Below are 13,034 nucleotides of genomic sequence, written 5' to 3'. Positions count from 1 at the left end.
ATAAATGTAAAATTTAATATATATATACACTATATAATATATAAAGGTGATTATTATGCAAAATTTATTTTCAAAAAATTTAATTATTTTAAATTACAATGCAACTAGCAAAGAAGATGTAATTAGAAAAATGGCTAGCATGCTCAATGAAAATGGATACTTAAATGACATAGAAGCATTCATAAAAGAAATTAAAAAAAGAGAAGAAATTAACGGAACAGGCATTGAAGAGCATATAGCCATGCCCCATGCAAAAGGTGACTTTATTAAAAAACACGGAATTGCTATTTTAAGAGTTGATGGTGATGGATTTGATTTCAACTCTTCTGATCAAAAACTCTCAAAACTGTTTTTCATGATGGCTATCCCCGAAGAGGCTCCTAGCAATGCACACATAAAAGCTATATCATATCTAAGCAATACTTTTAGCAACAACTTATTAAGACATGAACTTATGAGCACAAATAATGAAGATAGATTTTTAGAAATAATCATGAGTAGTAGCAATACAAATGAATCTAATAATTCAAATACAAAAAAAGATTTCATTCTTGCCGTAACAGCATGTCCTGTGGGAATAGCTCACACTTATATGGCAGCAGAAAGCCTTAAAAAAGCAGCTTTAGAATTAAACATAAACATAAAAGTAGAAACAAATGGATCTAGTGGAACCGAAAACCCAATAACAGAAGAAGAAATAAAAAACGCAAAGGGAATCATTATTGCATCTGGCAAGACTATAAACAAAGAAAGATTTAGCGGAAAACCTTTAATTGAAGTAGGCGTAAAAGACGGCATACACAAAGCAAAAGAGCTTATTCAAACAATTCTTAAAAACGAAGCGCAAATTTACAACAAAAGCAACACAAATACAACCATCGAAAAACCTAAACAAATCCAAAGAATAGGAATTTATAAACACTTAATGAATGGAGTCTCCTTTATGCTTCCATTTGTAGTCTCAGGAGGAATAATAATAGCAATATCATTTATGTTTGGAATCAAAGCATTTGATATAAATGACCCAAGCTACAATAAAATAGCAGATATTCTGATGCAAATCGGCGGTGGAAGCGCATTTGCTTTAATGATCCCAATACTTGCTGGCTACATTTCATTTAGTATAGCAGAAAGACCAGGACTTGCACCTGGAATGATTACAGGTTTAATGATGAGCAATGGAAATGCAGGATTTTTGGGAGGCATCTTAGCGGGATTTATTTCAGGATACGTTACATTGATTGTAAAAAAAATATCTGACAAAATCATTCCTAGCAACTTAAGAGGAATAAATCCAGTATTAACTTATCCTTTTCTATCAGTTATAATTTCAGGAATTTTAATATATGTAATGCTTAGTCCAATATCATTTATTAATGAATCAATAACAGATATGCTAAATCAACTTAGCGGAACTAATATGGCAATACTTGGAGCTTTACTTGGAGGTATGATGGCAATAGATATGGGAGGACCTGTAAATAAAGCTGCATACGCATTTGGAATTGCAATGATAACTGCAAAAAATTATATTCCTCACGCAAGCATAATGGCAGGGGGAATGGTGCCGCCTATAGGAATTGCCCTTGCTACAAGTTTATTTAAAAACAAATTCTCAAAAGAAGAAAGAGAATCTGGAAAAGTTTGTTATTTTCTAGGAGCGTGCTTTATTACAGAAGGAGTAATTCCATTCGCAGCATCAGATCCTTTAAGAGTAATACCTGCATGCATACTAGGCTCATCTGTAGGAGGATTTATTTCTGCACTTTTTAAGGTAGAAGTTATAGCACCACATGGTGGTATATTTATTCTACCAATAGTAGTAAACCCATTAATGTGGATAATATCTATCTTAGCAGGATCAATTTTAACAGCTATTTTAATAGGAATTTTAAAAAAGGAATACAATGTAAGAATATAAACTTAATCGTTTATATTCTTACATTTCTGTCAATAAACTACTCTAAGTTTTATTGGTGTTTCAAGACTCAATCCTTTAACCATATCCATCTCAAACTTTAGTGTGTTTGAGTTAATCTGTTTGAATCCAAATTGTTCTTGAACATTTCTAGAAGTCTTAACTATAAGATTAAGTTTTGAATTGTCAATAAGTTCGCTTGCTTTGGGAGTAAACTCCGATAAAAAATAAACCAAAACATCTTTATATTCTTCAGCAGACATTGGAATTTCATCCGATGGCAAAAGAGCAGCAAGTGCATCACTAATATATTCTTTATTTTCATTAATATTCTTAGTAGCGTTTTCCAAATTAATATTAAGTTCAACAATATTTTTACCATCTTTTTTTTCTATCTTAAACACAGGAATATCAGATTTTTTCATATAATCGCCTAAAACTTTAATTAAATTATCAAACTTAACAACTAAATTAATAGAATCTCCTTGAGTTTTAATACTCAAAAGCTTAAGTCCAAGCTTTTCCTCTCCATTTTTAAAGTATTTTTTTATTTCATCTACAGGAAAAAGAGGCATGCTTGCAACTTCTTCTCCCACTAAAGTTGTTAAGAGTTCTTTTCTAATTTTTTCAAATTCTCCATTAACATTGACAAATATTGAAACAATACCGCTAATATCATCTTTTAACTCAATTTCAACATTAGAGCTACAAGCAATAAAAATCAACAATAAACTCCAGCTGGCAAAACACTTTCTCATAATAAACTCCTAACTAATATACAGTTAAAAATTATTATAATAAAATATATAGTTATAAAGCAATAAAATTAAAGGAGAATCCCTTTAGTGAACGATAAAACACTAGAACCAAAATTTTTTCAAAGTCTACTAGACAATAGTCCTACACCTTATCATTTAGTAAATTATATTGAAGAAAAATTAATTAATTATTTTAATGCAAAACAATTAAAACCTGATGAAAAATGGAAAATTGAAACAGGATCGTATTACATAAAAAAAGAAGGAACTAGCCTTATTGCCTTTAATATTGATGTGGAAAAAAAATATGAGCCATTTTTAATAGCAACGGCACATACAGACAGTCCAGGACTAAAATTAAAAATAGATGCAACAAAAAACACAAGTGGTGTATTCTACAATCATATTGAAGTTTATGGTAGTCCAATAATTTCTACTTGGATTGACAGAGACTTAAGCTTAGCAGGAATTATATATTTCAAAAAAAATGAAAATATTAACTCAAAATTAATCAATATTGAAAACATAGGAATTATTCCAAACCTTGCAATCCATTTAAACCGACAAATTAACGAAGGATTTGTATATAATACTCATGACAATTTAACAGTAATAAGCAGCACTAAAAAATCAATAAAAGATAGCATACTAGAACAACTTGGAATAGAATATGAAAATTTTCTATCTTGTGATCTAATATTCACAGAATCACAACCTTCCAAAATAATAGGAACTGAAAAAGAATTTTTGACTTCTAAAAATCTTGACAATAAATCAGGATGCCACGCAATCATGAACTCTTATATTCATACAAGCAATAATAAAAATAAAATGGCTGTATTTTTTGATAACGAAGAAGTAGGATCTCTAACCTCAAGAGGCGCTGATTCCAATTTTTTATCAGAAGTTTTAGAAAGAATTGACCTTGCTCTTAATTTAACCAGAGAAGAACATTTAATAAAAACAAACAAATCATTTAATATATCGTTTGACAGTGTTCACGGCATCCATCCAGGATATACATTTAAACATGATCCAAACTATCAAGCAACTCTAAGTAAAGGTATAGTTGTAAAAAACAGCGCCAATTTCAAATATGCAACAACTTCAACGGGATTTTCAAAATTAAAAAATTTGGCTATTAATAATAATATTAAGATTCAAGAAATAATAATGAAAGCAAATGTTCCTTCAGGAACAACAATTGGTCCAATATCAAATGCAAGAACAGGAATAGAAACTATTGACATTGGAACACCACTATGGGCAATGCACTCCTTACGCGAAACAGTATCAATAGTTGACCACATAGAAGCAATTAAATTGCTAAGGGCTTTCTTTGAACAAGGAATTTAAAATTGGAAAAAATTAAAGAAATAATTGTAGTTGAAGGAAAAGACGATCTTAAAAGAATAAAAGAATCTTTTGACTGCACAGTAATAGAAACAAAAGGATTTGCTTTAAAAATCGAAACTATTGAATTGTTAAAAAAAGCTTTAAAATACAAAGGAATAATAATTTTAACAGACAGTGATAAATCTGGAAATATTATTAGGCAAAAAATAGTCAAACATCTAGGAGAAAATAATAAAATCAAACATGCATATCTTAATACTAAAGATACCGAAGTTGAATCAGTAAATAAAACAGAAATAATAAAAATACTTAAAGAAGTTGGAACTTTATATAAAGATAATCAAAAAGATTTATTAACATTAAGCGACTTGTTAGAACTTGACTTAATAGGAGAAAACTCAAAAGAAAATAGACAAAAGATACAAAAGAACCTTTGTTTGGGACACGGAAACAACAAAAAACTCTTAGAAAGACTTAATTACTTTAAAATAACAAAAACGAAATTAAAAAAACAATTAACCTTAATTAACTCCCCCAGAAGGACTTGAACCTCCGACCTAGTGGTTAACAGCCACCCGCTCTACCACTGAGCTATAGGGGAAATTGAACACTATGAATATTATCTTAAATTTAAAAATTTTTGTCAATTATTTTCCAATATTTTTAAAATCCCATTAGCAAGAATTTTAGAATCTTGATCTCTAAGCTTAGAAGATCTAATAGACCAAGCTTCTTCTGGAAATGCTAAATTTCTAACTTCTATTAAAAGCTTAGTCATTACTATATTGTTTCTTAAAACATGGAGATTTTGCCCCTTAATATAAGAACTTCTTTTCATTCCTTCTGTAATTTTTTCTGCTACAGATTTTGAATGAATATCACATTTTTTTTCATCATCTTTTTGATAATAAAATCCCATACTCTTAGGTGCTCCAACACTATTATCCGCATGCAAACTAAAAAAGGCTATATCCTTATCTTTAATATTTTTATATTTATTAACAATGTTTTTAACAACAACCAATCTTTTTTTAAGACCTGCTGGGGTACCATTTATCCAGGAATCAACGGTATCATTTTTATTTAGGTCATAATCATTGTAAACCTCATTTTTAACATTAACAAAAGTATTGTTAGCAAAAACACTATTCCTAATTAAATGGTCGGGAGCTAAAATGGTAAGTTCAACATTAGCCCCTTCTTCTTTAAGGTATACATAAAGCCTTAAAGCAATGTCATACACATACTCATCTTCAACAACAAAAACTTCATTTCCAAGACCGTCTCTAGATTTAACAATAGCTCCAGGATCAAGACCACCATGACCAGGATCAAGAATTATTAACTTGTCTTTAAGCCTTGATCCTTTATTAAACCTAGAATTTACCAACTTTTCAAAACTTTTGAAAAGTTGCGTCGCCTTTTTATAAGAATTTAAAGGAGAATGCCAATCCTCTGAATAAAACTCACTTGGCTGACTTATCTTTCTCGGTTTATACCAATAATAAAAATCACCAACAACCTCAAATATTGGTATTTTGGAATCCAAAATGACCAAAGAGCTAATATCAAAAAGATCTTGATTGGCAGAAATTCCAAAAGTGTTTAAATTTAGCTTTTTGTTTTTACTTGAAGGAAGATTAACTATTGTTTGAACTTTGTCAGAAGAATTAGAGCTAGAATCAACCTTGTTTTTAATATATAAATCGTTTTTAGATTTAATTGTAGAAGAATCAAATAAAAGTTTTTTATCAAAAATTTTCAATTTTTGATCGTGCATAATATTGTTACTGCTTAAATTATTCCAATTTTTAAGATCTTCAATTAAAACCCCATAATGTCTGGCAATGCTATACAAAGTCTCCCCTACAGCAACTGAATGATAAATGAATTGATTATTTGTTTTTTTATCAATTTTTAAATCTCCCTCAACAGGTTTTTCTAAATCATTATTTACAATCTTTAAAACATTTAGCAACGAACCTGCTTTAAGATTAACAGCCCGATTGCCATTAAGAGCTACAAGATCCTTAGCAGTAACACCGTAAATATAAGCTATTCTACCAAGAGTTTCTCCTTTTTTAACATAATGAAAATTAACATTCTCAGTAGATTTCTTTAAAAAAAGCTGTTGGCCAATCTTTAATTTATCATCATTAAGAAAATTAAATTTCAAAATATCCTTAGAACTAATATCAAAATCCTGAGAAAGTTTTGAAAGCGAATCGCCTTTCTTAACTACATAGGGTTTTAAAAAATCAGGCTCAGTTAATACAAGTTTCATTCCAACTTTAAGATCTTTAGAGCGCAAATCATTCCAAGCTATTATCTCTTCTTGACTTATCCCAACAAGCTTTGAAACACTCTCAATAGTATCACCCTCTTTTACAGTATAAAAAATTATCCCTTTATTAACAGATTCCAGCGATCTAAGAGAATGATTGACCTTATGGGTAATATTTTGATCTAAATTAGAATTACTTGGAATAATTAATATTTGACCTACCCTAATATTATCAACATTAAGTTTATTAATCCTTTTAAGATCGTTTACTTTAACTTTATACTTAATTGCAATTGAAAAAAGAGTATCTCCTTTGACAACCTTATACTCAAAATCAGCATTAAGATTAGCAGGAATTATTATTAAAAAATACAATATTATAATAAGTTCTATAATTTGCAAAACACAAAAAGTTTTACTTTTCCTTAATGCCAATATTTTGAACAATGTAGTCATAAATTATCCAATAATAATCATATTTTTTGAAGAAAAAAGTATATCTTTTGGAAATATAAAAATGCCCATCGTCAAAATATAAATCAGCAATTACCTTACCAGCAGTATCAGAATAAGTTGTCTCAATGATAGAAAATTCATTTGGTGCTTTTGAAATATCTGAATTATTAGAATTCCATAAATATTCCTTATACTCTTTAACTACATTTTTATTAGGAACAGATGATAACTTCTGTTTATAAAGGTATGCTTTGCCTTTGTCATTTAATAACAAGCCTTCAATGTCAAGATATAAAAAGAATTTTTCTTTTTCTCCAAGCTGCAATGCCTTTAATAAATATTTAACAATCTCATCGGGAGACAATTTTTTCTTTTTTAAGATATCTTGAATGTCCTTATTTTCAGACAAATTAACAAGATCTATACTGCCTGGATTTTCATCAAAACTATCATTTAAAAAAAGTGTAATAATATTGGATTCTTTTTTCTTAGATGGATCTGAAATGTCTGGAAAAAAAATACCCTTAACAAAATAAACTCCATCTTTACTAAACTTAACAAATTGATTTAAGTTAATAACCAAAGAAAACTTTTCATTAGGTCTCAAGCTCATATTCCTAACAGGAATAGCAAAATTCTTAGATCTCTTTTTAACATATTCAATAGGTCTTTTAACTTTAATATTGGTAGTATCAGTGACATCAAAATCAAAGCCAAAAGAATTAATATCGCCTATTTCTAAAGTTAAAACACTATCAGACGCATTGCTAAGAGAAACTTCAATAAAAACATTGCTATTGACACGATAAATAGATTGATTAAAAAACTTGATTTTAAAATCAAGACCATTATAATCTCCCCCTGCAAACAAAACAAAAGAAATATTCGTAAAAAAGATACAAAAAAGCAATTTTCTAATTTTCATAAGCTCCCCTCAAAACCTAACCACATTATATATAAAGAAAGTAATAATACCTATAGTATATTATTATACTAAATTAATTAAACAAAAAGGTAAAAAATGAATATAGATGAAGAACTAACAACAATATTAAGAAATAATTCCAATTTAAAAAAAATGAAAGAATTTTTAGAACAAAATACATTTTTTTCATTAACAGGATATGAAGGATTTTTCAAAGCTTTTTTAATTAAAAAAATCAAAGAATATAGTAAAACCGGAAAAATAATATTAATAGTTAAAGACGAGCACACATTAGATAAAATTAAAAATGATTTAAAAGTAATTACAGATCAAATCTTTGAGCTTAACTATTTTAGTCCCCTTGTATACAAGGGCATTGGCTCAAAAAGTACGATTTTTAACGAAAGAATCAAATTTTTGATAAATTTTTATAAAAAAAATCCTGGAATATACATTACAGTTTTAAAATCATTGCTTAGCAAAATACCAAATGAAAATACATTACTAAAAAATATATATAAAATTGAAAAAAATACTAAAATTAATACATCAGACATTGAAAAAAATCTCATAACATTGGGATATGAAAAAACATTCAGAGTAACAATTCCAGGAGAATTTGCAACAAAAGGAGAAATTATAGACATATACCCTTTTGGAGAACAAAACCCAATAAAAATTATACTACACTTCGACAAAATAGAAGAAATAAGGAAATTCGATCCTTTAACCCAATTAAAACAAGATAATGAAATTTTAGAATTTCAAATTCTTCCAAAAAAAGAAATTATTTGGAACAATGAAGTTATTAATAACTTAAAAACAAAGATTAAATTCGTTGAATATAAAAAAATTTTTGAAGAGTTAAATTTTAAAAAAGAAACAAAAACAGAAGAAATGTTTTATCCCCTAGTAGCAAATACTTACTTAAGTGATGAGATTGAAAAACACACACCTATTGTAAACTTTGAAATTAACAATTTCGAAAAAGAAATTGAAAAAATACACCAAGAATATGAAAAGCTTTATAAAGAAGCAAAAGAAGCTGGAAAAAATATAATTGATCCAAAAAGAATTCTATTAAATTCTAAAACCTTCAATCTAAAAAGCGATGTTTTATTTTCAAAGATTAAAAATTCTAAATCCAAAGAAATTGTAGAATTTAAAATTGAAAGTGAGAGAAACTTTTTTTCAAATATCATGCTTGCAAAAGAAGAATTCAAAAATTGGCTAAAAAATGGATTTAAAATCATTATTGCAGCAGAATCCGAATCACAAAAAGAAAAACTTAAATACATTTTCAAAGAATTACCAAAAGTATCAATTGAGGTTTTAAAAATATCTAGCTCTTTAATAATAGAAAAAGAAAAAATTGCCATTATTCTTGAATCAAACATCTTCAATACAGGGGAAAAAATAAACAAAACCTTCGAATCTTCAAAAACAAAAGCTATTAGCTCTTTTATTGAGATTGAAAAAAACAGCCATGTAGTTCACATAAACCATGGAATTGGTATATTTAGACAAATAAAGAGAATAAAAACAAGTTCTCTTGAAAAAGATTATATTGAAATTGAATACGCCGAAGGAGAAAAACTATTTATTCCAATTGAACAAACAAATTTAATCCAAAAATACATTGGGGGTGATCCTAAAAATATTAAATTAGATAAAATTAGCTCTAAAACATGGATAAAAAATAAAGCAAACGCAAAAAAAAGAATTGAAGAGATTGCAGATAAATTAATAGAACTTTATTCAAAAAGAGAAAGCATTAAAGGTATTAAATACCCAAAAGATAACGAATTTCAATTGTTATTTGAATCTGAATTTCCATACGATGAAACTCCAGATCAAATAACAGCAATAAAAGAAATCAAAGAAGACATGATGAGCTTCAAAGTGATGGATCGCCTTCTTTGTGGAGATGTTGGATTTGGAAAAACTGAAGTCGCAATGAGGGCTGCTTTTAAGGCTGTAATGGGAAACAAACAGGTTATTGTACTTTCGCCAACAACTATCTTGGCGGAACAACATTTTAATACATTCAAAAAAAGATTCAAAAATTTTCCAATCAAAATCGAAGTATTAAGCAGATTTATAAAAAACAATACAGAAAACCGGATTTTAAAAGAATTAAAAAACGGAGAAATTGATATAATAATAGGAACACACAAAATTCTTTCAAAAAAATTCACCTGCAAAAATTTAGGATTAATAATAATTGACGAAGAGCAAAGATTTGGAGTAAAGGAAAAAGAAAAACTTAAAGAAATAAAAATTTCAGTTGATTGCCTTGCTCTTTCTGCAACACCAATTCCCAGATCTCTTCACATGTCACTAATTAAACTCAGAGATATTTCTGTTTTAAAAATTCCGCCTAAAAACAGAGTAAAAATAGAAGCTTATTTAGAATCGTTTAGTGAGCTTTTAATAAAACATGCAATTGAAAGTGAACTATCTCGAGATGGTCAAGTTTTTCTAGTAAATCACAATATTGAAGAACTGCATTATTTAAAAACACTAATTGAAAAATTAACTCCTTACGCAAGAATTGCAATAATTCATGGAAAACTAACAGGAGACGAAATTGAAAACATAATGCACAATTTTATTAAAAAAGCGTATCAAATTTTATTGGCAACAACAATAATTGAAAATGGAATAGACATTCCAAATGCAAATACAATAATAATTAACAATGCAAACAAGTTTGGACTTGCACAGCTATATCAACTAAAAGGAAGAGTTGGAAGAGGATCTAAGAAAGCTTATGCTTATTTTTTGTACCAAGATAGCGAAAAGCTAAATGAACGCTCTATTGAAAGACTAAGAGCAATAACCGAATTTTCAGACCTAGGATCAGGATTTAAAATAGCAATGAAAGATATGGAAATAAGAGGTGTTGGAAATTTGCTTGGTAGAGAACAACATGGGGAAATTGAATCGATTGGATTAGACTGCTATTTAACAATGCTAAATAAAGCAATTGAAAAAAAAATGGGAAAAAATTCATCAGAAAAAGAAGTTGATATTGAAATTAACTATAGCGGTTTTATTCCTGACAATTATGCAAAAAATGAACAGGATAAAATACTAATCTACAAAAAAATCTTTGAAATTCAAACCGAAGAAGAAAGTAAAAAGATAAGATCGGAAATCCACGACAACTTTGGCCCAATACCTAAAGAAATAAATAGTCTATTAATGTTAGCTGAACTTAAAATTTTAGCAAAAAAATTAAATATAAAAAAACTAAAAGAAACAAATAGAACTCTGGAAATAGAATATAAAAATACTGAAAGCATTCCTATGAACAAAATAATAGAAATAGTTCAAAAGCATCCTAATTTATTACTATTAAATCCATCACATCAAAAATCAATATTCTTAAGCTTTAAAAATATTGAAAAATCTGACAAAATAAATTACATATATAAAAATATTAACTTACTAAAAACAAACACATAGCTTGTCAAGCATAAAAGGAAAAAAAATGAAAATATTAATCATAAACACAGGAAGTTCTTCATTAAAATTTGCTATTTATCAATATGAAAATTCAAAAAAATTAATATCTGGAATTATTGAAAAAATAAAATTACCAAAATCAATCGTAAAAATTATAAATACTGACGGATCAACAATAGAAAAATTAGAGAAAGGAATTGAAAATCACCAAAAAGCAATAGAGAAAATGTTTAAAATACTGCTAAACAGTAATTCAAAAATTCTTAAAACTATTAGTGAGATTAAAATAATAGGACATCGAGTTGTACATGGTGGATCAGACTTTAAAAATTCAGTAATTCTTAAAAACAGTATTTTAAATAAATTAAAACAAATTTCTGAACTTGCTCCACTTCACAACCCAAGTGCAATCACAGCAATAGAAACAGTACTTAAAATTTTACCACACACAAAACAAGTTTTATGTTTCGATACATCATGGCATCAGACTATAAAAGAACATGCTTTTCTTTACGCAACCCCATATTCTTGGTATAAAAAACACAATATTAGAAAATATGGCTTTCACGGCCTTTCTTATTCCTACATAACAAAAAGATCCTCAGAAATTTTAAATAAAAAAATAGACAATCTAAATCTAATAATATTACATCTTGGAAATGGAGCAAGCATTAATGCTGTTAAAGATGGAAAATCTTATGACACAAGTATGGGAATTACTCCACTTGAAGGTCTTGCAATGGGAACAAGAAGTGGTGATATAGACCCAGCAATTATTAATTTAATGAGCACAATATTAAATAAAACCACTAAACAAATTGAAGAAATATTAAATAGAGAAAGCGGTATACTAGGGATTTCTGGAAAATCAAATGATATGAGAGACATTTGGAACCAAATTGAAGAAGGAGAATATCAATCAAAACTTGCAGTAGAAATAATGACATATAGAATAAAAAAATATATTGGATCTTACATTGCCATTCTTGATTTTAATATTGATGCAATAGTTTTTACAGGCGGGATTGGTATTGTCGATTATGGAATAAGGAATCTTGCACTAAAAGGGTTTGAAAAAATTGGAATAGAACTGGACCTTGAAAAAAATGAAATGGCTCAAAACAAAAATTTAGAATCCGAAATATCAACCACTAAGAGTAAAGTAAAAATACTAGTAATACCAACAAACGAAGAATCAACCATTCTTGAAGACATTTATAATTTAATTCCCAAAAATTTATGATTTTCAATTTTAAAAAATAAATTTGATTAATTTATTATAGCCATTTTAAATAGTTTTATATTTAACTCTAACAAAGTAAAGTTGCTTTTTTAACATTTTCCATTATTTGCCTTCCCTTTACCATTTCAAGAAGAGTAAAGGCAAACTCAAATGAAGTTCCAACTCCTTTAGAGGTAATAAAATTATTACTAATCACAACATTCTTATCTACAAACTCACCATCAAACACATTTTTTTCTAAACCTGGATAACATGTAAACTTATTAAGTCCTAAAAGACCTTTTGCAGCAAGCACTACTACTGGAGAAGCACAAATAGCTGCAATAAATTTACCTCTAGCATTCATATCTTTTAAAATCAAATCCAATTCTTTTGAATTAAAAAGATTAGTGGCTCCAGGCATGCCTCCCGGGAGAATTATTAGATCAAAATAATTCTCTTTACAATTTGATATTACATCATCTGTTAAAAAAGAAACACCTTTTGAACTTATCACAACATTATTATCATTTATACTGATAACTTGAATATTAACATTGCCCCGTCTTAAAATATCAATCGGAACTATAGCCTCAATGTCTTCAAAGCCATTTGCAAGAATAATTCCTACTACCATTAAAACC

General features: G+C 28.0%; 9 protein-coding genes and 1 tRNA gene. 5 read left to right on the top strand and 5 right to left on the bottom strand.

The window, feature by feature from the left end; translation table 11 throughout:
* The first annotated feature begins 55 nt into the window (after positions 1–55).
* Positions 56–1,921 (top strand): fructose-specific PTS transporter subunit EIIC, encoded by a 1,866-nt coding sequence (locus BVAVS116_RS03160; RefSeq protein ID WP_006068760.1) that lies wholly within the window; start codon positions 56–58, stop codon positions 1,919–1,921.
* 29 nt (positions 1,922–1,950) lie between these two features.
* Here the strand turns inward: BVAVS116_RS03160 and BVAVS116_RS03155 are convergent, their stop codons facing one another.
* Positions 1,951–2,676, bottom strand: coding sequence for a hypothetical protein (locus BVAVS116_RS03155; RefSeq protein WP_006068584.1), 726 nt, complete (start codon positions 2,674–2,676; stop codon positions 1,951–1,953).
* Positions 2,677–2,763: 87 nt separating this feature from the next.
* Between BVAVS116_RS03155 and BVAVS116_RS03150 the strand changes: the two genes are divergently transcribed.
* Entirely contained in the window at positions 2,764–4,032 is a 1,269-nt protein-coding gene (locus tag BVAVS116_RS03150; RefSeq protein WP_006068423.1) for a M18 family aminopeptidase, read from the top strand.
* 2 nt (positions 4,033–4,034) lie between these two features.
* Complete coding sequence (gene rnmV / locus BVAVS116_RS06215) at positions 4,035–4,580, top strand: ribonuclease M5 (protein WP_006068303.1); 546 nt, start codon at positions 4,035–4,037, stop codon at positions 4,578–4,580.
* Here rnmV and BVAVS116_RS03140 read toward each other — a convergent pair.
* The 3 genes from BVAVS116_RS03140 to BVAVS116_RS03130 all read right to left on the bottom strand — a co-directional run bounded on the left by BVAVS116_RS03140 (position 4,562) and on the right by BVAVS116_RS03130 (position 7,697).
* Positions 4,562–4,633, bottom strand: a tRNA-Asn gene (locus BVAVS116_RS03140). The two genes, rnmV and BVAVS116_RS03140, sit on opposite strands and share 19 nt — an antisense overlap.
* Positions 4,634–4,675: 42 nt before the next feature.
* On the bottom strand, positions 4,676–6,772 hold the full coding sequence (locus tag BVAVS116_RS03135; protein ID WP_051008149.1) for a LysM peptidoglycan-binding domain-containing protein: 2,097 nt from the start codon (positions 6,770–6,772) through the stop codon (positions 4,676–4,678).
* Positions 6,732–7,697, bottom strand: coding sequence for a hypothetical protein (locus BVAVS116_RS03130; protein WP_006068339.1), 966 nt, complete (start codon positions 7,695–7,697; stop codon positions 6,732–6,734). Before BVAVS116_RS03130 ends, BVAVS116_RS03135 begins: the two co-directional genes overlap by 41 nt.
* A 96-nt stretch (positions 7,698–7,793) precedes the next feature.
* Between BVAVS116_RS03130 and mfd the strand changes: the two genes are divergently transcribed.
* Positions 7,794–11,168: a transcription-repair coupling factor gene (gene mfd, locus BVAVS116_RS03125; protein ID WP_006068443.1), complete on the top strand. Its 3,375-nt coding sequence runs from the start codon at positions 7,794–7,796 to the stop codon at positions 11,166–11,168.
* A gap of 25 nt (positions 11,169–11,193) precedes the next feature.
* A complete protein-coding gene (locus BVAVS116_RS03120; RefSeq protein WP_006068968.1) occupies positions 11,194–12,411 on the top strand; it encodes an acetate kinase in 1,218 nt (405 codons plus the stop codon).
* Positions 12,412–12,478: 67 nt separating this feature from the next.
* Here BVAVS116_RS03120 and BVAVS116_RS03115 read toward each other — a convergent pair whose 3' ends face one another.
* Positions 12,479–13,027 carry a DJ-1 family glyoxalase III gene (locus tag BVAVS116_RS03115; protein WP_006068866.1) on the bottom strand — a complete coding sequence of 183 codons (549 nt, stop codon included), beginning with the start codon at positions 13,025–13,027 and terminating at the stop codon, positions 12,479–12,481.
* Between the last annotated feature and the right edge of the window lie 7 nt (positions 13,028–13,034).

Source organism: Borreliella valaisiana VS116, from assembly GCF_000170955.2.
In the GTDB taxonomy this organism is placed as follows: domain Bacteria; phylum Spirochaetota; class Spirochaetia; order Borreliales; family Borreliaceae; genus Borreliella; species Borreliella valaisiana.
The sequence above is the reverse complement of the archived record's forward strand: the minus strand, read 5'-3'. Positions and strand labels throughout refer to the sequence as shown.